Consider the following 21,020-nt stretch of genomic DNA (forward strand, 5'->3'; position numbering starts at 1 on the left):
TCCACCGCCCGGTCGGGAGAGTTATGTCGACGGGGGCCGACCGACGACGCGTGCAGAAGACGGTACTCATCACCGGCTGTTCCTCGGGTATCGGCCGCGCCACGGCGCACGCGTTCAACGACGAGGGGTGGACCGTGTACGCGACCGCCCGGAACCCCGCGGACATCGAGACGCTCGGCGAGGCGGGCTGCGAGCTCGCGACGCTGGACGTGACCGATCAGTCCGACGTCGACCGCGTCGTCGACCGCGTCTTAGACGAGGAGGGCGCGATCGACGCCGTGGTCAACAACGCGGGGTACGGCCAGTTCGGTCCGATAGAGGACGTGTCGACGGAACGGGTCCACGAGCAGTTCGACGTGAACGTGTACGGCCCCCACCGGCTCATCCGCGCGGTGTTGCCGGCGATGCGCCGCGAGCGCGACGGCACCATCGTCAACCTCTCGTCGGTCGCCGGGCGCGTCTCGTTCCCGGGCGGCGGCGTGTACAGCGGCTCGAAGTTCGCGGTCGAGGCGATGTCGGACGCCCTCCGCAACGAGGTCGCCGAGTTCGGCGTCGACGTGGTCGTCGTCGAGCCCGGCCCGGTGAAGACGAACTTCTCGACGCGCGCCGAGAACGAGACCGACCCCGAGGAGGCGGACGGCGTCGAGCGGACCGAGGCGTACGAGCCCTTCTACGCGATGTTCGAAGACGCGAAGCTGGTCGGCGGCGACGGTCCCGGCGCGGTCGAGCCCCAGCTCGTCGCCGGCGCGATCTACGACGCAGCGAGCGCGACGCGGCCGCCCGCCCGGGTCCAGCCGGGCACCACCGCCCGCGTCGGCGTCCTGGCGCGGTTCCTCCCCGACGCGGTGCTCGACCGCGGCTACGAGTTCCTCCGGAAATTCACGTCGTAGACGCGCTCGACCGTCGACGCTTCCGCGTACACAGACGCGAGCCACTGCGACACTTCCGCGTACACAGACGCGAGCCACCGCGACGCTTCCGCGTACGCAGGCGCGACCCACCGCGACGCTTCCCGTGTAGTCGCTCACACACCGGATAGCCCCGGAGAGCGACCTCATTTCGACCGCTGAGCTATATTCCTTACTAAATATCCCAAAGAATTAAGTCGAAGTAATCAGAGCAGAAAATCATGTCATCTGATGACATATTACTCGATAGACGGGAGGTGCTGTTCACGGCTGCCGGGACGTTCGGCGCGCTGGGGGTCGCCGGGAACGCGTCCGCGGACGACCTCGTCGAGGTGAACGTCGGCGTGGAGAACGACGCCGGGCGATCGGCCGCGAGGCGCGCGGCCGCCGAGGTGAAACGCGAGTTCGCGTTCGACGCGCTGACGATCCGGGCGTCGCCGCGGGCGGTCGCGAACCTCGAGAACAACCCGAACGTCCGGTACGTCGAGGAGAACGGGACGATGGAGGCGTTCGAGCAGACGACGCCGTACGGGATCGACATCACCGACGCCGACGTGGCGATCGACGACGGCAACACGGGCACGGGGGTCCACGTCGCCGTGATAGACACGGGGATCGACGCGCAACACGAGACCCTCCAGGCGAACCTCGGGGAGGGCTACGCGACCACCGACGCCGCGTGCACGACGAACTGCAGCGGGGGCGGGCCCGGCGGCGGCGGCGGCAACGACATCGACGAGTGCCTCGCCGAGTGGGACGACGACAACGACCACGGGACGCACTGCGCGGGGACCGCCGCGGCCGCGGACGACGGGACCGGCGTCCTCGGGGTCGCGCCCGAGGTGACCCTCCACGCCGTGAAGGTGCTCGCGTGCGACGGCTCCGGCTCGTTCGACGACATCGCGGCCGGGATCGAGTGGTCCGCCGACCAGGGACACGACGTGCAGAGCATGAGCCTCGGCGCGGACAGCGACTCCTCCGTCGTCGCGGACGCGGTCGGGTACGCGGCTGATCGGGGGGTCGTGATGGTCGCCGCCGCCGGCAACAGCGGCCCCTGCACCGACTGCGTCGGCTTCCCGGCCCGCGACGACCGGGTCATCGCCGTGTCCGCCACGGACGAGAACGACGACCTCGCCGACTTCTCCTCGACCGGGCCGGAGGTCGAGATCGCCGCGCCGGGCGTGGACACCCTCTCGACGGTCCCTCGAGACGACTACGCCGAGTTCTCGGGCACGTCGATGGCCTGCCCGCACGTCGCCGGCGCGGCCGCGCAAGTGATCGCCGACGGAACCACGGAGCGCGACGCCGTCAGGACCGCCCTCCTCGACGCGGCCGACGACGTCGGCCTCGCCGACAACGAGCAGGGAGCGGGACGGCTCAACGTCGCGGACGCGGTCGGCGGCACCGACGACGGGAACGACGCCCCGGCGGTCGACGACCTCGCCGTCTCGGAGGTCGAGACCGACGACGGGGACGCCGAGTTCGACGTCTCGTGGGCGGTCTCCGACGCGGACGGGAACCTCGACGCCGTCGACCTGACCCTGACCGACGACACGGCCGGCGCGACCGAGGAGACGACCGCGGTCGACGTGAGCGGCGACGCGGCGAGCGACACGACGCGGCTGGTCGCCGACGGCGACGACGGCAGCGGGAACGAGTACGCCGTCGAACTGGTCGTGACCGACACCGAGGGCGCGTCGGCGACCGACACCGCGAGCGTCACGGAGACGGAAGAGAGCGGCGACGGCGACAGCGCGCCCGCCGTGGACGAGTTCGTCGTCACCGACGACAGCAACCCCAACTGGTCGCGCCAGACGGTCGAGTGGTCGGTCTCCGACGCCGACGGCGACCTCGCGACCGTCACGAGCGAACAGCTCACCGGCGACGGAAGCGTCGCCGACGCCGTCTCGACGAGCGTGAGCGGTGAGACCGCGTCGGGGGTCGACGACCTCGAGAGCCGGCGAGCCTCGGTCGCCGAGGTCCGGCTCACCGTCGTCGACGACGCCGGAAACGAGACGGTCGCGAGCCGGACCGTGTAGCCTCGGCGGCGGCCGCTCTCCGGTCAGGCGTCGCCGTCCGAGCCGACCGCGAACGGGCTCTCTTCCTCTCGCCACGCCCAGCCCGGGAGCCGCGTCTGGAAGCCGGCGGCGAGCGCGGCGTCGAGGTCGTCCGCGCCGGCGGTTCCGGTGTCGTCGCCCGGCGCGGTCTCGTCCTCGCTCACGTGAACGTCCGCGAAGTGGAACGTCGCCTCCGCGAGCAACGAGAGCGGCCGACCCCCGGCGACCGTCGCCGCCAGCTCGCGGCCGAGCACCTCGTCGAGGACGAACCCGGGGTAGTCGTCCGCGACGTCGAGGTCGCGGAGGAGCGCGACGCAGCCGGCGACGTTGACCGCGACCTCGCCGGCGGCGAAGACCGCGTCGACCTCGCGGCGGTACGCCTCGCGGGTCACCGGATCGACCTCCGTCTCGAACAGCGTCCCGAGCCGATCGCGGATCTCGTTGATGAGGGGGACGACGACCTGGTCGCGGTCGCGCACCCACGCGTGTTCGTCGCGGACCGTCTCCGGGGTGACGCGCATGCGAGTGCTGAGGGCGGCGGCGGGAAAAGGGGTTTGCCCTTTGCGAAGGGTTTTATAACAACGGGAGTATACGTCCATTCAAGCGGGTTTTCGCCGGCTGTTCCCGCGCGGTGCCACCTACGGACAGTACTACCACTATGCCTACCCCGTCACGGTCGACCGTTCGGCGACGAGCCACGTACCGGCCCGACTCGACGGCGACGGCGGCCCCAACTACCCGCGGTAAGATATGAGTCAAGTCGATAAGCAGCTCGATACCCTGAAATCAGAGATCGAACAGGAGATTCCGAACGACATCACGGTCACCGACGTCAAGTACGAGGGCCCGGAACTGGTCGTGTACACCCGCGACCCGAAGCGGTTCGCCGGCGACGGCGACCTGATTCGCCGGCTCGCCTCCAAGCTCCGGAAGCGAATCACGGTCCGACCCGATCCCAGCGCCCTCTCGCCGCCGTCACGCGCCGAGAAGGAGGTCCGCGAGGTCATCCCCGAGGAGGCCGGGGTGACCGACCTCGACTTCCACGAGGACACCGGCGAGGTCGTCATCGAGGCGGAGAAGCCGGGAATGGTGATCGGCCGCCGCGGCTCCACGCTGCGGGAGATCACCCAAGAGGTCGGGTGGACCCCCGAGGTCGTTCGGACGCCGCCGATCGAGTCGTCCACCGTCTCGAACGTCCGCGGCTTCCTGAAGACCGAGCGCGAGGAGCGCCGCGACATCCTCGAACGCGTCGGTCGGCAGATCCACCGCGAGAAGATGTCCGACGACGAGTGGGTCCGGATCACGACGCTCGGCTGCTGTCGAGAGGTGGGCCGCGCCGCCTTCATCCTCTCGACGCCCGAGACGCGCATCCTCATCGACTGCGGCGACAAGCCCGGCGCGGAGGGCGAGGTGCCGTACCTCCAGGTCCCCGAGGCGCTCGGCGCCGGCGCGGCGACCATCGACGCCGTCGTCCTCACGCACGCCCACCTCGACCACTCGGCGCTGCTGCCGCTCCTGTTTAAGTATGGCTACGACGGCCCGATCTACACGACCGAGCCGACGCGCGACCTGATGGGGCTGCTCACGCTGGACTACCTCGACGTCGCCGCCAAGGAGGGGCGGACGCCCCCGTACGAGTCGGCGCAGGTCCGCGACGCGATCAAACACACAATCCCGCTGGAGTACGGCGACGTCACCGACGTGGCGCCCGACGTGAAGCTCACCTTCCACAACGCGGGCCACATCCTCGGGAGCGCGGTCACGCACTTCCACATCGGCGACGGGCTCTACAACGTCGCGTTCTCCGGGGACATCCACTACGAGGACACCCGCCTGTTCAACGGCGCGGTCAACGACTTCCCGCGGGTCGAGACGCTCGTGTTGGAGTCCACCTACGGCGGCCGCGACGACTACCAGACCGACCAGGCCGACTCCGAGGCGGCGCTCAAGCGCGTCATCAACGACACGTACGAGCAGGGCGGGAAGGTCGTCATCCCCGCGTTCGCCGTGGGGCGCTCCCAGGAGATCATGCTCGTCTTAGAGGAGGCGATGCGCGAGGGCGACATCCCGACGATGCCCGTCCACCTCGACGGGATGATCTGGGAGGCGACCGCGATCCACACGACCTACCCCGAGTACCTCCGCGACGACCTCCGCGACCGGATCTTCCACGACGACGAGAACCCGTTCCTCGCCGAGCAGTTCAACCACATCGACGCCGGCGAGGACGAGCGACAGGAGGTCGCCGACGGCGATCAGTGCATCGTCATCTCCACCTCCGGGATGATCGAGGGCGGGCCGATCATGTCGTGGCTCCGCCACATCGGTCCCGACCCGAACTCGAATCTCGTCTTCGTCGGCTACCAGGCGCAGGGGACCCTCGGACGCCGGATCCAGAACGGCTGGGACGAGATCCCGGTCGACGGCTGGGGCGGCGGGAGCCGCGGCGACACCCTCACCCTCGAGATGGGGACGGAGGTCGTCGACGGCTTCTCCGGCCACGCCGACCGGCAGGGGTTAGAGAACTTCGTGAAGACGATGAACCCGCGGCCCGAGAAGGTCCTCTGTGTCCACGGGGACGAGCGCTCGGTGCAGGACCTCTCGTCGGCGCTGTACCACGACTACAACATGCGGACGTTCGCGCCGAAGAACCTGGAGACGTTCCGATTTAAGTAAGGCGACGCTCGAACGCGCGCCTTTCTCCGCTCCCCGCACGCCGCGGTCGGCGTTGCGCCGACGCGAGTACTTAACAGGCGACGCGGTAACTTCGGTCCATGCGACTCGCGCTCATCGCCCACGACCAGCTGAAAGACGAGATGGTGGAGTTCGTCACCAAACACGCCGCGGCCCTCGACGACTGCGAACTCGTGACGACGGGGACGACCGGGAAGCGCATCACCGAGGAGACCGGCCTCGCCGTGAACCGGCAGGCGTCGGGCCCCTACGGCGGTGACCTCCAGATCGGCGCGATGATCGCCAACGACGCGATCGACGGCGTCGTTTTCCTCCGCGATCCGCTCACGGCGCAGGCGCACGAACCCGATATCTCGGCGCTGCTCCGCGTCTGCGACGTGAAGGACGTCCCGCTGGCGACCAACGTCGCCTCCGGCGAACTGCTCGTCGAGGGGCTCCTCGACTCGCCGTGACGCCGTCCCCGTTGGAGTATCAGATCGGATAGCCGAGGGCACGTCGTTTTACCGGGCCCCCCCGTACTCCGAGCCGATGACCCGTCCCTCGGCGGTCAGGCTCGCGGTCTTCGCCGCCGCGCTGCTCCTCGTCTCGGCGCTCGTCGCGAGCGGGGCGGCCGTCGGCGAGGGAGCGACGCAGCCGGACGGAGCGGAGAAGACGCAGCCGGACGGCGCGGAGAAGACGCAGCCAGACGGCGTCGCCGCCCCCGGTGACGCTCCCGACGGACCGTCCGCAGCGGCGGCCGCCGCCACGCCCCCGACGCGGTGTTTCGCGGGCGAGGGGTACCCGATCTCGATCGGCGAGACGGGAGCGACGATCCACGCGGTCGTCCACCTCTCCGTGCTGACCGACCCCGCCGCGGGTAACGAGTTCGGGGTGGAGGCGGCCGGTGCGCTCGACGGAGACCCCATCGTGACGCTCGCCGCGGGAGTCCGGCTCACCGCGCGCGAGGCGATCGCGAACGGTGTCGACCCGTTCGCGGCGTTCGACGTGCTGTACGCCTACGAACTCGATCTCCCGATGTTCGACGGGGCGGTCGGCGACTCCGACTACCGCGACGACGGCTCCCCGATCGAGTCGGGCGCGGGCGCCGCGGCCTGTTGAGCCGCCGCGACCGTCGCGTCCGCCACTCGCCATCGCCTCACTCATTTCCGTCCCGGTTCGCCCCGCGCGCCGGCGGCCGGACCCCGCGGACGATCCCCAACAGCTCCCGCCGCGCGTCCGCGGGACCGCGACCGTCCGAGTAGGCGCCGGCGTCGAGCGGGTAGGCGCCTCCGGCGAGGAAGTACTCGTCGGTCGCCCAGACCGCGAGCAGCGCCTCGACCGGGACCGCGCCGGCTCCCTCGCCGTCGCGCCCGTCCGCCGCGTCGGTCCGGCAGTCGCCGCGGAACGTCCAGAGCGTCGCGCGCGAGGCGTCCGGGTCATCGATCGCGATCTCGCGGTCGCCGCGCCGCTCGACCGCCTCGACGTCGCGCTCGGCGAGCCGATCGCGGAACCCCTCCCGCGCCCGGCGTTCGACCAGCCGCGTGAGCGCGACGTTCGGCGCGGTTTCCGGGCGGATCCGCAGACGGCTCGCGAAGCAGAACGGCCGCGGCCCCGGGGCGTCCGACCGCTCGTAGCGCACCGTGCTCGCGGTCACCGAGACGGGGCCGGCGACGAACGGTCGGTCCGTCGTCTCGGCGACGCGTCGCCAGCCGCCGAGGCGGTCGGCGGGCACGACGGGCGGGTCCATGGTCGCCGTTCACCGGGGAGGTAATTAAAAGCGGTCGCGGGCGGGACGGCGGAGGGGCGGAGAGACGGGCGACCGGGAGGGGCCGCCGCGGGCCGGGTCAGTGGTCGTCTTCGCGCCACTTGTGCTCGCACTCGGTGCAGACGAAGAAGCGCGTCTCGGACTCGTCGGCCGAGCGGATCTGCTGCATGTACCAGTACGCGCGGTCGTTGCCGCACTCCGGGCAGTGGGCGGTCGTCTGCGGGAGCCCCTTGTCCTCCGCGTCGCTCACGTCGATGACCTCGGACTCGACCTGCGATTCGGTGGTCCACTCGTCGTCGTCGTCCTCGCGGCCGAGCTCGTTGTCGCAGTCCTCGGAGCTACACACCCAGTGGTCCTCGCCCTCGCCGGACATCATCATCGAGCCGCATTCGTCGCAGAACTTCATGGCGGAACCAGCCGCGGATCGTATATAAGCGGCGGGATCGCAGACGAGCGGGAGCGTCCCCCGAGCGCCTCACTCGTCGCCGTCGAGGTGCTCGGCGAGCGCGAACCGGACGCGCTCCTCGTCTGCCCCCTTCGTCTCCCGGCCGGTGACGACGACCTCGCCGATCTCGGCGGTGTTCCCGACGTGGGTCCCGGCGCAGGCGGTTCGGTCGTAGGGGTCGACGTCGCGCCCCAGACCCGCCTCGTCCGCGTCCGCCGCGCCGATTTCGACGATTCGGAGCTCCCGGATCGAGTCCGGAAGGAGGTGAATGCGGGTGCGCTCCGGGTCGAGGCTCGCCTCGGCCTCGGCGCGGTCCATCGCGTAGCTCGTCACGGGTCGCCCGTCGGCGACGAGTTCGTTGAGTCGCGACTCGATCCGGTCGAGGTCGGCGTCGTCGAAGCGGTCGTACGCCGCGTCGAGGTGCGCGTGGTCCTCGTGCAACTGGTTCCCCGTCGTCTGCGCGTCGAATTCGTTTAAAAGCAGCGCGGAGAGCAGGTGTTGGGCGGTGTGGTACTTCGAGTGGGCGGCTCGACGAGCCGAGTCGATCTCGCCGACGACGGGGGTACCGGGAGCGGGCGGTGCGGGATCGCCTCTCCCGTCGGCCGGCGCGAGGGTGTGGTAGATCGTGTCCTTCTTCCGGACGTCGACGACCTCCCATGCGGCGCTCGCTCCCTCGCACTCTTCGTCGGCGGCGACGCGGAGCGTGCCCGTGTCGTGGGGCTGCCCGCCGCCCGTCGGGTAGAAGTGCGTCCGGTCGAGGACCACGCGGTCGTCGAGCGCGCGCTCGACGGTCGCCTCGAAGGCGGTCACCGTGTCGTCGGCGAGGTACAACTCTTCTGTCATACGACAACGGAGCGGGCCCGTCGGCTTAGGTCGTGCGCTCGGGGGCGACGCTCGCCGCGACGTGGCCCGAGAGGCGAGCGCGGCGGCGCGGACTGCACCGATCTCAGATTCGATACTCGGGTGTCGACGTTTATCCGTGCCGCCGGTGTAGCGCCCGTATGCACCGTCCCGACCGCGCCCAGAGCGAGGTGATCGGGGTCGTCCTCCTGCTGGGACTCACGATCACGGCGGTCGGCGTGACGGTCGCGCTGGGGTCAACCACGCTCGCCGACGTGCAGTCGTCGGCCGACGTCCAGCGGATCGAGGGGGCGATGACGCAGGTGGACTCGAAGGCCAGCCTCGTCGCGCACAGCGGGTCGACGAGCCAGCGCGTCCGCCTCGACCCCGGTCGGAACGCCGACGTGCGCGTCGACGACGAGGCGGGAGTGATGCGCATCGAGGCGGAGGCCGAAAACGACGCCGGAGACCTGGAAACGACGACGAAGAACGTCACGCTCGGGGCCATCGTCTACGAGCGGGGCGACGACCGGGTGGCGTACCAGGGCGGCGGCGTCTGGCGGTCGAACGGCGACGGCTCGTGGATGGTCTCCCCGCCCGAGTTCCACTACCGCGGCGACACCCTCACGCTGCCCCTCGTGACGATCGACGGCGTCGACGGGCGGCTCGGAGACGCCGCCGTCGTGACGGGCACGTCCGACCACCCGGAGGGGCTGTTCCCGTCCGAGAACGTGTCGAACCCGCTGCTCGGCGGGAACGTGACGATCACGGTCGAGAGCGAGTACGCGGAGGCGTGGGGGCGGTTCTTCGAGACCCGGACGCGGGCGAACGTGACCCAGCTGTCCCAGACGGAGGTCCGGGTCGCGCTCCGGACCGAGACCGTTCATCCGACGCTCAGCGCGGGCGTCTCGGCGGTCGGCCGGTCCGAGCTCGAGATGGGAGGGATCGACACGATGTACGCAGACAGCTACGACTCCCGCGACGAGCCGTACGACGCCTCGGACCCGGACGAGTCCGCGACTGTCCAGACGACCAACGAGTTCAAACTCACCGCCGGCGGGGGCGGAAACACCGAGTCGATCGAGATCCGCGGCGATCTCGTCGCGGAGTCCTACAACATCGCCCCCGGACAGGAAGACAAGCTGACTGTCACCGGCGAGCGGCGGACCGACGACTCGCTCGAGGGGGCGGACCCAATCTCCGGGGCGATAACCGAGCGGATGAATCGGATCCGTGGTGAGGACCTCGAATCGAACACCGTCACCGGATTCGAGCTTGACGACGGGACGGTCGAAACGATCAGTAAAGATACCTACGTGACCGGCGGCATCACCGTCTCCAACGGCAGCACGCTCCGAATCGAGAACGGAGCGACCGTCCACGTCGACGGCGGACTCGACGTGAGGGAAGCCGACAGCAGGATCGAGTTCGTCGGCGAAGACGACGGCACCGATGACGACAACGTCGCGGTCCTCCTCGAGGGCGACCTCGCCATGCAGGACGGGTCCAGGATTCGCGCGGACGGCGGGAATCGCAACGAGCTGTTCGTCGACGGCGCCGTCGGGATTCGAGACGAGGCGTCGATCGAGACGACCAACGACACCCGATTCGAGCTGTACAACACCGGCAACGTCGACGTGGAAGACCAGGTGCGGATCGTCGCCGACGACGACGTGACGAAGAACCTGTGGCTGTACTCGAGCGGAGACGAGATCTACTTCGAGGGCGACGAGGGGAACGGAATCGACGTCGCGGGGGTGATGTACGCACCCACGAGCGACGTGGAGCTGAAAGACCAGATGACGTTCAAGGGTTCGTTCACCTCCGGGAGCTTCGCGTTCGACGACGCCGACCTCAGCCTCCACTACGACGAGTCGCTCGCCACCCTCCAGCCGTTCGAGGGGGAGTCCGTCCCCGTCGTGAGTCACCTCCACGTCTCCCGCCACCGGGTGACGGTCGAGGACGATTAAACGGGCGCGCGGCCGCTGACGTGGGGTCGGGACTCGCCGGACGTCAGCGCCGCAGCTCGACGAACCGGACCGTCTCGCGCACGTACACTCGGTCGTCGTGAGTCAGTTCCGCCACGGCGACGCCGTCGGCGTCGGCGGGCGTCGCGTCCTCGAATCCGTCGACGCGGTCGAAGTAGCGCGCCCACGCGTCGGGGTGGTCAGTCTCCACCCAGAGGTACAGCGTCTCGCCGCTCGCGGCGTCGAAGCGCCTCGTCTCGGAGTCGTCGTTCGAATCCGCCACCGCGGTGATCTGGACGGTCCCGTCGCCGGCGACTCGCTCGTCGCCGTCGCCGCGAACCAGCGCGACGATCGGCACCGTCGTCCGTCCGTCGACGGCGACGAATCGCGGCTCGGACAGCATCACGGAGCCGTCGCCGTCGCCGCGGACCAGCGCGCCGGCCTCGTAGGCGATCGTCGTATCTCCCTCGCGGTACGTGACCGCCCTCGACGTCCACTCGGCGAACGTGCCGGTTTCGACGTCGCCGGTCTCGTTGGTGTCGGCGAGGACGAAGCGGGTCTCCTCGGAGACCGACAGGGCGCCGCCGGCCAGCCGGACCTCCGTCGCCCGGTTGGGGTCGCCGTACCGCTGGACGTCTCGCAGGTTATCGTCGAGCACGTCGAACGCGCGCTCGACGTTGGCGACCCGCTCGGCCTCCCGACGGTCCTCCACGCCCGTGATGCCGACCGCGAACACCGCCCCGATCGTCACCGTGATCAGCGAGAACACGAGGACGTAGCCGACGACGTTGCTCACGCCGCGGTCGTCGCCGGCGAGCGAGGAGACGCCCCCGACCGAGACCGTGCGGACCCGCCGCAGGCTCACCGCTCCGTCACCTCCAGTCGACCCGTCGAGCCGTCGTACCGGATCCGGATCGGACCGCCTCGCACCCGCGAGGACTCGACCGGCACCGTCGCGACGTGGGGGATCTCGGCGACGGCCTCCGGATCGTCGGTCCGTAGCGTCACGCTCCGGTTATCGACCGCGATCCGGTACGGCCGGCCGGCGATCCGGGTCGGGAGGTCGACCGCGACGCTGACGTTCGCCGAGTCGGCGTCGCTCGGGCGGTCGACCTCCGCCGCGCGAGCGAGCCGGTCCGCGCTCTCGAGGTTCGCGACAGCGGTCTGCCCGACCACGGCGAGGTCGCCTCTGACGACGCGGTCCGTCTGCGAGTCGACCACGCCCCCGATCCCGATGACGATCCCGGAGAGCAGCACCGCGCCGATCGCGAGCGTCAGCACGTACCCGACGGTGACGCTCACCGCGCGTTCGTCGCCGCGGAAGCGGCGGTCACCCGCGCCCGCGGGATCACGCATCGGGCTCACCCGGCGCGACCCGGACGGCGGTCTCGAACCGGAGCTCCGCGGTCCGGTAGCCGAACTCGATCTGCGCGTCGTACACCGCCGGAGTCGCCGTCAGGTCCGAGCCGACGGCGTCTCCCGAGTCGGGACGCGCGGTCGCGGTCACTGTGCCGTTCGCCTCGTCGGTCCGTTCCATGGACACGTCGTAGGGACCCTTCAGTGACCCGGCGCTCGCCGCCCAGAGCCCCGGACAGCGCTCGTCGCCGGTCCGGTCGCCCGTCAGGTCGACCCCGACGCGGTCGGCGGACGGCGTCGAGCAGACGACGCTCGGGTCGCTTCCGTTCTCCCCGACGGCGACGGTGACGTTGTCGTCGCTCTCGTACACGTACACCTCGCGCGTGTCGTTGCTCGCGTTGCCGAACTCGATGAAGAACGCGTCGTCGGACGCGTCGGCTTCGTTCGTGGACGCGAGCGTGTCCGGTTTGACTTCGACGACGAAGCCCCGCGTCCGGTTGACGTCGGCGGCGAGGGTCGCGTTCGCGTCGCCGGTGCCGTTCGCGGTGAGGTTACCCGTCACGTAGCTCCCGTTCCGCATCGTCGAGGCGTCGCCCGCCACGTGGGTCACCCCACCTCGATCGGCGTACGCACGGGCGAGGTACTCGTCGAGATCGGCGATGCCGTCCTCGACCGCCGCCGTGGCCTCGGAGTGGTTCGCGGGCCGGTCCCGGTTGGTCCCGTCGATCAGCGCCCCCGTCTCCTCGACCGCGGCGGCGCGGACCTCCAGCGCCTCGCCGTCGGCGGCCTCGATCCCGCGGGTCGCGGCGTTCTCGCTGTAGATGCTCGCGTTCAGAAGCACCACGAGCGCCACCAGGGAGACGGCCACGACGAGCCCCGTGACCAGGAGGAGCTGGCCGCGGTCGGCGTCGCGGAACCGGCGGTCGTCCCGAGCGTCGACGCGGAACCGCCGACCGTCGCGGTCGCCGTCGGACGGCCCCGGGATCACAGCTGCCATACGACGATGCGCACCTCCAGTCGGTCGTAGACCGCGCCGGGAGCGGCGTCGGTCGCGTAGAACTCGCCGTCGGCCGTCCCGTCCGAGAGCGCCCGCAGCGTCGTGTTCTCGTGTCCCGGCGCGGTCAGGTTCGCGTCGTCGGTCACGACGACCGTTCGCGTCGCCGTCACGGCGTTGTCGCTCGGCGCACCCATGCTCACAAGCGTCGTCTCGGCCGCGTTGTCCGGCCCGTGTCTGATGTGGACGTTGAACGCGATCCGCCGGTCGCCGAAGCTCTCGTTCAGCGCCGCGCCGAACCCGTTCGGCGGTCCGCCGCCGGTGAAGTACCTCGGACTCCGGCTGTCGGTGAACGTCTCCCTGTCCGGATCCCAGCGGAGCAGGGCGGCCTCGAGATCGCCGTTCGCCGCGCTCGTCTCCAGGAGGTCGTTCGCGACCGCCCGCTGCTGGTTCTCCAAGTGCTGGTTCGACGTGCTGGCCGACAGCGGGGTCACCGCGGTCGCCTGCAGCGCGAAGGTGAGCCCGGCGACGATCAGGATCGCCGCCGCGAACGCCTCCAGCGTGTGCGCCTGCGCGCGGTCGTCGGTCGGTCGCACGGTCACCACACCCACACCGTGAGTCGGTACTGCGTCCCGTCGATCGAGACGAGCCGCTGCGAGACGCTGACGCCGCCGCGGTCCACGCGGACCGGATCGCTCGTGCTCCGACGCAGTTCGACCGCCCGCGTGCCTGACTCCGTGTCGAACGAGACGGTCGAGGCGTTGTCGACCGGGTCGGCCTCGTCCATGGGATGGACGACGACGAGCACGTCGTCGTCGATCCCGAACTCCGCGGCCGTGTCGTTCGTGACTCCCGCCGGGCAGCCGGCCGCGTCGGCGAGGGTGGCGTTCCCCCCGTCGCCCTCGAAGTACGCGGCCGTACACGCGGGGGACAACACCGCGGGCTCGGTCGGCGACGCGACGAGGAGGTCGCCGACGAGCCCCGCGGCGACCCGGTCACTCAGGGCCGGCGAGGCGGTCGCGGCGCCCGCGAAGGGGTCGAACACCGTCGGGACGAAGGCGATCACGAACCCGAGCGTCAACAGGAACACGCTCGCGCCGACGGCGAAGTCGATCGGTGTCTGGGCGCGGTCGTCCGCTCGCCGGTCAGCCGACATAGATCCACACCCCCAGCGCGAGCGTCATCAGGATCACCGCGAACTTGACCCCGGAGATGATGTCGGCGTTGCGGATGTAGCCGCTGATGAAGCCAGAGAGCGCCGCCTGCAGGGTCACCGCGTGGAAGAAGAGCATCGAGAGCACGTCGGGGTCGACGCCGCCACCGCCCCCGAAGCCGGCGCCGCCGCCCGCGCCCCCGGCCGCCGCCCCGCCGCCGTCCGCCTGCGACGAGAGCCCGCCCATCACGTCGATGAACTGGGTCTGGAGAATCGCCATCACACCGAGGAGCGTGACGTACGTCATCACGATGATCGCCACCTGCATCCGGGTCCGGGACCGCCGCTCGCGCTCGATGTCGTCCTGGTTCTCCGAGGCCTGGGCCGCCGTCGTCAACACGTCCGTGATCTGCGAGGAGGCCTCCTGGGCCTCCGAGATCAGCTTCACCGTCCGGGCGAGCCGCGGGACCGCGTACGTGTTGTTGAACTCGACCATGGCGTCCCGGAGGCTCATCCCGTAGTTCACCTTCGCGTGGATCACCTCGAACTCCTCGGCGAGCTGGCCGGTGGAGGTCTCCGAGACCGTCCGAACAGACTCCAGCAGGGTCTGGCCGGTGTCGTTCGCCGAGGAGAGCTTCCGGAGGCTCTCGGAGAGCTTGCCCGTGATCGCCCGTTTCGACTGCTGGCTCCACTCGTGGAAGGCCGCGAGCGGGATCAACACGAGGTACGCCGGGAGGTAGATCCAGACGAACGCCGACCAGACGGGGCGGTCGACCCACCCGTCGAAGGTCGTCGGCGCGTTGCCGGTGAGCGCCGCGACGGCGACGACGGCGACCGCGGCCGGCACGGTCAGCGCCAGCGTGTACAGCGGGTTGTCGCGCAGGAACACGTGCGGTGCCGAGACGATCTGTTTCGTCTTGTACGTCCCTTCCCGGTCGCGGATCCGGTCGAAGACGCCAAATCGACCGACGAACCCCTCGATCAGTCCGAAGTGGAGCAACCCCTCCCGGCTCGTCTGTCTGAGCCGCTCGCTCCCTCCGTCCGGGCGGAGGTAGCCGTCGCCGGGCTCGTCCTGCTTGACGGTGGAGACGAGCACGAGGAAGCCGACACCCGTCAGCGGGATCAGGACGTACACCGTCGCGTACAGTAGGAAGTCGTCCGACTCTCCCATCATCCCCATGATGACGAGGATGATGATGAGAAGCAGTGGGAAAAGCGAGAGCGTCATGTACATCTCGCCGAACAGCTCCAGGGTCTCCAAGGTCATCTCGCGCTCCTGTTTCGACGTGCGGAGGTGTTTCTCCTTTTTGTCCTTCAGGAAGCTCTCCATGTCGCCGCCGGAGTTGACGATAGAGAGCATGTCGGCGAGGAACTGCGAGAGCTCGTCGGACGGCGTCTCCATCGACTGTTGTCGGATCGCGTTCCGGTAGTCGGTCCCGAAGTACTCCGTCTCGTTGACGATGCTCTGGAACTCGCGGGAGACCTCGCCGTAGGTGTCCTCCGCCGTCGCCATCGCGCGGAGGATCTCGAGCTGATTGAGCCCGCCGACCGAGAGCGCGTACATGAACGAGACGGAGTCCGCCAGCAGCAGGTTGATCTCGCGCTTCCGCGAGGACGCCCGTGAGTAGGGGACCGCGACGACGCCGCCGAACCCCGACGCGAACCCCAGCGAGCCGAAGACGAGGCCGCTTATCAGCACCGCCGCCGGCACGACCAGCGACCGCAGCAGCTCCTGGATCGCCGGCGTGGGCGCCGGCATGCCGAGGGAGAGCGCGTTCGGGTCGATCAGTCCGAGCGAGAACACGCCGTACCCGATCAGCGTCCCGAGCGCCCAGAGGAGTCCACCGACGAGCAGCCCGGCGCCGAGCGCCCGCGACACGTACATCTCCACCTGGTCCGGCATCCGCGCCTCCGCGAGCTTTCGCTCGATGTCCCCGACGAAGTCGCCGTCGGCGTCGAACAGGAGCTCGAAGACGGGGTAGAACAGCTCCGCGAGGACGTCGGCGTCGGCAGACCCGCCACCGACCCCGGTGTCCAGACTCACGCGAACCGCCTCCTCGGGGACACGGCGCTACCCCTCCTCCGGGGACTCGACCGTGCCGAACCCCCAGTCGCCGATGTCGTCCTCGCTCTCTCCCCCGTCCGACTCCTCGGAGTCGCTCTCGTCCCTCTCTTCGGACGCGCTCTCGTCTCCCCCTTCAGAGGCGCTCTCGTCTGCCTCGTCGTGAGTGACATCGCTCGTCTCGCCCCGCTCGACGGCCGGCTCCAACACGTCGACACCCCCGTCGAACGGCTCGTCGAAGTCGATCGGTCCCTCGTCCTCGCCGTCGACATCGGCGTCGGCGTCGACACCGGTGTCAGTGTCGACACCGGCATCAGCGTCGATGTCGCCGTCGGCTTCGGCCCGCGTGTCGTCGATCGTCGGGACCGGCGAGCCGTTCACCTCGGACGGCCCGTTCGTCGCCGGGTCGCTCTCGCCCGACGACCCGTTCGTCGCCGAGTCGTTCGCCGCCGCCTCGCAGGCCGTCTCCGCGAGCGTCTCGTGCGGGGCGTCGGGCGACGCCTCGACGTCCGGGGCGGGTGCCACCTCGAGCAGCGCGTCGGCGACGGACTCGGGCATCCGACCGCGGTACTCCGCGAACAGGTCGTCGGCGTCGGCGAGGATCCGCTCGACCTCCTCGCGGCCCGCCTCGTCCGGCTCGGGTCGGGGGACCATCTCCTCCTTGTCGCGGTCGACGTTGATGAGCACCGACTCCATCTCCCGGAGGTCCTCCAGCGAGCGCTCCAGCTGTTCGTTGGCCATCAGCGCGAGCACCGTTTCGGGGTCGTTGATGAACGCCTGGAACGTGGCGGCCACCTGCGCGTAGCTGTTGAGTCCGCGGTCGATGAGGTACGCCAGCACGACCCGACGCTCCCGAAGCTCCTCGTTCAGCGTCTCGCGGCTCCACCCGCGGTCGAACATGATGTCCTCGAGCGTGTTCGAGTCGCCCATCTGGAGGAACTCGTCCGTCTCCGCCTGCCACTGGAACACGTCTTGGACGTTGATCTCGTCGTTCTCCGCGTCGTAGTGGTTGATCTCCGTCAGCGACTTGTTCCGGCGCACCTTCTTGCCCTGCACCCGGGTCGAGGTCTGGACGGAGACCAGATCGAGGGCCGTGAACATCGTCTTCGAGACGTTGATCGGCTCCGTGGTGAACCGCTTGAGCACCTCGCCGACCGTGTCGGCGTGGAACGTCGTGTACGTGGTGTGGCCCGTCGACATCACCTGGAAGGCGGTCCGACCCTCCTCGCCGCGGATCTCGCCCATCACGATGTAGTCGGGACGCTGACGGAGCGCGGCCTCCAGCAGATCGAACTCGTCGATGTCGCCCTTGTCGTCGTCGGAGAAGGAGGGCCGGGTGACGGAGGCGATCCAGTTGCGCTGGGGAAGCTCGACCTCGCGGGTGTCCTCGATGGAGACGATCTTCGCGTTCGAGGGGATAAAGAGGGAGACCGCGTTCAGGCTCGTCGTCTTCCCGGAGGCGGTGCCGCCCGCGAAGATCAGGCTCTTGTGGTTCTCGATGGAGAGCCAGAGGAACGCCATCTCGTCGAGCGAGAACGTCTTCCAGTTGATCAGGTCGATCGGGGTGAACGGGACGTCGTTGAACTGGCGGATCGTGTAGTTCGTCCCGTGGTCGGACACCTCCCGGCCGAGCGTGAGCTGGGCCCGGGAACCGTCGGGGAGGGTGGCGTCCACCTGCGGCCGGCGCTTGGAGATCCCCTTGCCGGAGCGCTGCGCGAGCTTCACGACGAAGTCGTCGAGCTCGTCGGTCTCGTGGTAGACGTTGGTGATGATCTGCTCGTAGTCGGAGTGGTAGACGAAGACGGGCGAGTTGTATCCGTCACAGGAGATGTCCTCGACGTTGATGTCGTACTTGATCGGGTCGATCCGCTCGTAGCCGATGAAGTCGCGCTTGAGGTAGTACAGCAGCTTCTCGACCTGATGGGTCGACAGCGTCTCCGGGTCCTCGGCCAGCAAAGCCGGCTCGGGTCGCGCGAGTATCTTCGTCGGCGTCGACTCGGAGTCCGACTCCGCGGGGGGCTCGTAGCCGAGCGACTCCGTGATTCGAGCCGCGATCCCCTCCGTGACGTCGAACCCGAACCGATCGACCACGTCGTCGACGAGGTCGTCGATGACCCCGCGGTCGTCGTCCTCGCGCTCGTAGAGGTCGTACCGGTCGAGGAGGGTGAGCGCCTCGTCGACGATCACGTCCTTGCGGAACGCCTCGTCGCCGCCCGCTATCGCCTCGTCGGCGTACTTGATCGACGTCCTGAGCTTCCCCGTCATGAACTCGACGAGGTCCGTCTCGATCGCGGTCCGGTACGGCTGGACCGCGTAGTACTTCACCTCGTTCTCCTTCGTCGACCGGAACACGATCACGAACGCGTACGGCTTGTTCACCCAGTACCGCTCTATCTCGCGGAAGTGGGTCTTCTTCGGCATCGGCACCGCCTTCTCCAGGTCGTATCGGTTCGCGAGGGTGGTGTCGCCCGCGGCCGTCGAGAAGAACTCGTCCTCGTCGACCTCGGGGTTGACGTCCACCGTGCGCTCGTCGACGAGGTCTGCGAGGTCGGTGGCGGCGGTCCCGCCCGCGTCCAGCAGCTCCTCTGTCCGGTCCGGGTCGAACCCCAGCGCCGCCGTCTTGTCCTCGGAGGTGAACGCCAGGGGCTCGCCCTCCTCGTCGGTCGGCGGGTTCCCCTGCTCGTCGAGGAAGAACTCGTCGCGGTAGTCGTCCCACGTGTAGTACCCCTTGAGCACCGGCACCTCGTAGAGGTCGTACCGGGCCGAACACAGGTCCCAGATGACGTCGCCGACGGCCGCGGCCGCTCCGACGCGATACCCCGTCTCCGAGGGATCGAACCCGAGGAACTCGCTCGGGTCGACGTCGACGCGCGCCCACTCCTCGGCGGTCGGCGCGCGCCTCGGGACCGTCTCGACGTCCGCGGCGGCGACGGCGACCGTACCGGGCACGCCCCCCCTGCCGACGACGAGCGCGTCTTCCACGTCGCGGCGGGCCTCCGTCTCCTCAGTATCGCCGTCGGCGTCGTCCCCGGGCCCCTCGGCGTCCGATTCCTCGTCGTCCGTCTCCGCGTCGTCCGTGTCCACCTCATCGGCGTCCGCCGAGTCGTCCGCACCCGGCTCGTCGCTCGCTGCCGCCGATTCCTCCTCGGTCCCCGACTCGTTCTCCGCGTCTCTCGGGCCCGGCTCGGGCTCGACGTTGAACGCGTCGGAGACCGCCGCCGCCGTCGACGTGCCGTCGGGGACGACGGCGTCGCCGTCGAGCACGACGTGGCCGTCGCCGGCCACGAGCGTCCCCGCCTCGGGCGTCCCGTGCCCGGAGACCGGCGTGTCGCCGTCGGCCACGAACGGCTCGTCGACGCCGGACGCGCGAATCACGCGGGCGGCCTCGTCCTCGGCGTGCGCGGCGACGGCGCTCGCCGGGACCGCCGGCTCGTCGCCCACGTCCGCGTACAACTCCGTCGCGGCGTCGCGGCGGCCGCGGTCGGTCAGGAACGCCCGCCACGAGTATCGACCCCTCGCGACGGGAACGACGGACGCGTCGGACGCCGACCGCACTCCGGCCGCCTCGTCGGACGACTGGGGCGAACGCTCGGCGTCCTCGGTTGCCATGACTCCGTCAACATTACCGCCGTTAAAAAAGGTGTCTCGCAAAACCCCGACTCTGATAATTACCGAGTGAGAGGGCGGTTTTTATCCCCCGCGACCGAAGTGCCGGCGTGACAGAACCGGACGACGGCTCGGTCCTTCGCTCTCTCGGCCGCCTCAGGCGACCGTCCGTCCGCCGTCGGGTCCGCGCGGCGATCGCCGAGGAGCTGCTCGGCACTCCGCGGAGCCTCGGCGTCTTGCTCGCGTTCGTCGCGTTCATGTTCGCGGTCGGCGTCGGCTACTACGCGCCGACCGCCGGGGACGTGCCGGTCCCGCTGTGGCCGCTGTACGCGGACTCGGCGGTCGCTGTCGCGCTCGGCGGGGCCGTCCTCCTGGCGCTCGTGCCGACGGTTCGGGCCGGCGGGAGCGCGGTCGCCGACGCGCCGACCTCCCGGGCGCTGGCATACCTCCAGACGCTCGCGTTCGTCTGGCTGATCACCTTCGGCCTCTGGCCGCTGGTCTCGCTGAACCTCGCGTTCTCGCAGTACGTCGCGGCTCCCGACGCCTGGATCTACTACTGGGGCGTGCTCGGCACGCACCTCTGTTTCGTCGGGCTCGCGCTGCTTTTCCCCGCGTTCGGGCGGACGACGCGCGGGGCGCTCGCCGTCGCCCTCGCGCTCGCGGTCGGCAACGTCGTCCTCGATTACGGCCTCGGCTACCACCCGCCCCTGTTGTACGACCCCGGACCGCCCCTGGCCGGCGCGACGCTCGCGATCGCCGCGTTCTCGGTGTGGCTCGCGTGGCGGTCGTTTCCGCGGCTTGGCGGGACTAATTAAAAAGCACGGCGGGATCCTCGCGAGCGAACGCAGGTGAGCGAGCGAGGGTCGGCCGTGCCCGTGACTGAGCGAAGCGACGGAACGGGCACGGCGGGATTCGAACCTCACTCACTTCGCTCGCTACGCTCGCTCCGTTCCCTGCTTCGAATCCCGCATGTGCCGCTACTGCTCACTTCGTTCGCAGGTAGCGGGCACGGCGGGATTCGAACCCGCGATCGAGAGGTTAGGAACCTCTCGCCCTGTCCGCTAGGCCACGTGCCCACGGCGGTCGGAGAAAACGTCGCGGCGGAGATCGGTCGGCGTCGCGGAGCCGTCTACGCGCTCGTCTCTTTCTCGGTCTCGAGGTCCTCGAGTTCCTCGTCGTCGTCGAGCGTCGAGT

Annotated in this window: 18 protein-coding genes and 1 tRNA gene; 7 read left to right on the forward strand and 12 right to left on the reverse strand. The window is 69.7% G+C overall.

Going from position 1 to position 21,020, the window contains the following annotated elements:
• Positions 1-23 precede the first annotated feature (23 nt).
• Entirely contained in the window at positions 24-890 is an 867-nt protein-coding gene (locus tag R6U01_RS07465) for an SDR family oxidoreductase (protein WP_410285834.1), read from the forward strand.
• 239 nt (positions 891-1,129) lie between these two features.
• Positions 1,130-2,947, forward strand: a complete 1,818-nt coding sequence (locus R6U01_RS07470; protein WP_410285835.1) for a S8 family serine peptidase — start codon at positions 1,130-1,132, stop codon at positions 2,945-2,947.
• 23 nt (positions 2,948-2,970) lie between these two features.
• On the opposite strand, the gene R6U01_RS07475 is transcribed toward R6U01_RS07470, so the two are convergent.
• Entirely contained in the window at positions 2,971-3,486 is a 516-nt protein-coding gene (locus R6U01_RS07475) for a hypothetical protein (RefSeq protein WP_410285836.1), read from the reverse strand.
• A 229-nt stretch (positions 3,487-3,715) separates the two neighbouring features.
• On the opposite strand from R6U01_RS07475, the gene R6U01_RS07480 reads away from it, so the two are divergent.
• The 3 genes from R6U01_RS07480 to R6U01_RS07490 all read left to right on the forward strand — a co-directional run bounded on the left by R6U01_RS07480 (position 3,716) and on the right by R6U01_RS07490 (position 6,757).
• Positions 3,716-5,641: a beta-CASP ribonuclease aCPSF1 gene (locus R6U01_RS07480; protein WP_410285837.1), complete on the forward strand. Its 1,926-nt coding sequence runs from the start codon at positions 3,716-3,718 to the stop codon at positions 5,639-5,641.
• Positions 5,642-5,739: 98 nt separating this feature from the next.
• Positions 5,740-6,111 (forward strand): methylglyoxal synthase, encoded by a 372-nt coding sequence (locus tag R6U01_RS07485; protein WP_410285838.1) that lies wholly within the window; start codon positions 5,740-5,742, stop codon positions 6,109-6,111.
• Between the two features lie 76 nt (positions 6,112-6,187).
• On the forward strand, positions 6,188-6,757 hold the full coding sequence (locus R6U01_RS07490) for a hypothetical protein (protein WP_410285839.1): 570 nt from the start codon (positions 6,188-6,190) through the stop codon (positions 6,755-6,757).
• Between the two features lie 37 nt (positions 6,758-6,794).
• Here R6U01_RS07490 and R6U01_RS07495 read toward each other — a convergent pair whose 3' ends face one another.
• The 3 genes from R6U01_RS07495 to R6U01_RS07505 all read right to left on the reverse strand — a co-directional run bounded on the left by R6U01_RS07495 (position 6,795) and on the right by R6U01_RS07505 (position 8,691).
• Complete coding sequence (locus tag R6U01_RS07495) at positions 6,795-7,385, reverse strand: hypothetical protein (RefSeq protein WP_410285840.1); 591 nt, start codon at positions 7,383-7,385, stop codon at positions 6,795-6,797.
• A gap of 97 nt (positions 7,386-7,482) precedes the next feature.
• Complete coding sequence (locus R6U01_RS07500) at positions 7,483-7,809, reverse strand: transcription factor S (protein WP_410285841.1); 327 nt, start codon at positions 7,807-7,809, stop codon at positions 7,483-7,485.
• Between the two features lie 69 nt (positions 7,810-7,878).
• The gene (locus tag R6U01_RS07505; RefSeq protein ID WP_410285842.1) at positions 7,879-8,691 is read right to left on the reverse strand and encodes an alanyl-tRNA editing protein; all 813 of its coding nucleotides are present in this window, start codon (positions 8,689-8,691) and stop codon (positions 7,879-7,881) included.
• 158 nt (positions 8,692-8,849) lie between these two features.
• On the opposite strand from R6U01_RS07505, the gene R6U01_RS07510 reads away from it, so the two are divergent.
• A complete protein-coding gene (locus R6U01_RS07510) occupies positions 8,850-10,658 on the forward strand; it encodes a hypothetical protein (protein ID WP_410285843.1) in 1,809 nt (602 codons plus the stop codon).
• Positions 10,659-10,701: 43 nt separating this feature from the next.
• Here the strand turns inward: R6U01_RS07510 and R6U01_RS07515 are convergent, their stop codons facing one another.
• Genes R6U01_RS07515 through R6U01_RS07545 form a run of 7 tightly spaced genes read right to left on the reverse strand, consistent with a single transcriptional unit; the run spans position 10,702 to position 19,829 of the window.
• The gene (locus R6U01_RS07515; protein WP_410285844.1) at positions 10,702-11,520 is read right to left on the reverse strand and encodes a hypothetical protein; all 819 of its coding nucleotides are present in this window, start codon (positions 11,518-11,520) and stop codon (positions 10,702-10,704) included.
• The gene (locus tag R6U01_RS07520) at positions 11,517-12,011 is read right to left on the reverse strand and encodes a hypothetical protein (RefSeq protein WP_410285845.1); all 495 of its coding nucleotides are present in this window, start codon (positions 12,009-12,011) and stop codon (positions 11,517-11,519) included. Before R6U01_RS07520 ends, R6U01_RS07515 begins: the two co-directional genes overlap by 4 nt.
• On the reverse strand, positions 12,004-13,008 hold the full coding sequence (locus R6U01_RS07525; RefSeq protein ID WP_410285846.1) for a hypothetical protein: 1,005 nt from the start codon (positions 13,006-13,008) through the stop codon (positions 12,004-12,006). Before R6U01_RS07525 ends, R6U01_RS07520 begins: the two co-directional genes overlap by 8 nt.
• Positions 12,996-13,607 carry a hypothetical protein gene (locus tag R6U01_RS07530; RefSeq protein ID WP_410285847.1) on the reverse strand — a complete coding sequence of 204 codons (612 nt, stop codon included), beginning with the start codon at positions 13,605-13,607 and terminating at the stop codon, positions 12,996-12,998. The genes R6U01_RS07525 and R6U01_RS07530 overlap by 13 nt, the downstream gene beginning before the upstream one ends.
• Positions 13,604-14,161 (reverse strand): hypothetical protein, encoded by a 558-nt coding sequence (locus R6U01_RS07535; RefSeq protein ID WP_410285848.1) that lies wholly within the window; start codon positions 14,159-14,161, stop codon positions 13,604-13,606. The genes R6U01_RS07530 and R6U01_RS07535 overlap by 4 nt, the downstream gene beginning before the upstream one ends.
• Positions 14,151-16,202 carry a type II secretion system F family protein gene (locus R6U01_RS07540; RefSeq protein ID WP_410285849.1) on the reverse strand — a complete coding sequence of 684 codons (2,052 nt, stop codon included), beginning with the start codon at positions 16,200-16,202 and terminating at the stop codon, positions 14,151-14,153. Before R6U01_RS07540 ends, R6U01_RS07535 begins: the two co-directional genes overlap by 11 nt.
• A 27-nt stretch (positions 16,203-16,229) precedes the next feature.
• A complete protein-coding gene (locus R6U01_RS07545; RefSeq protein WP_410285850.1) occupies positions 16,230-19,829 on the reverse strand; it encodes an ATPase, T2SS/T4P/T4SS family in 3,600 nt (1,199 codons plus the stop codon).
• 107 nt (positions 19,830-19,936) lie between these two features.
• Between R6U01_RS07545 and R6U01_RS07550 the strand changes: the two genes are divergently transcribed.
• Entirely contained in the window at positions 19,937-20,641 is a 705-nt protein-coding gene (locus R6U01_RS07550; protein ID WP_410285851.1) for a DUF1405 domain-containing protein, read from the forward strand.
• 188 nt (positions 20,642-20,829) lie between these two features.
• Here R6U01_RS07550 and R6U01_RS07555 read toward each other — a convergent pair.
• Positions 20,830-20,902 (reverse strand) — tRNA-Arg (locus R6U01_RS07555).
• Positions 20,903-21,020 lie beyond the last annotated feature (118 nt).

The organism is Halorubrum sp., from assembly GCF_046498025.1.
Lineage (GTDB): Archaea > Halobacteriota > Halobacteria > Halobacteriales > Haloferacaceae > Halorubrum.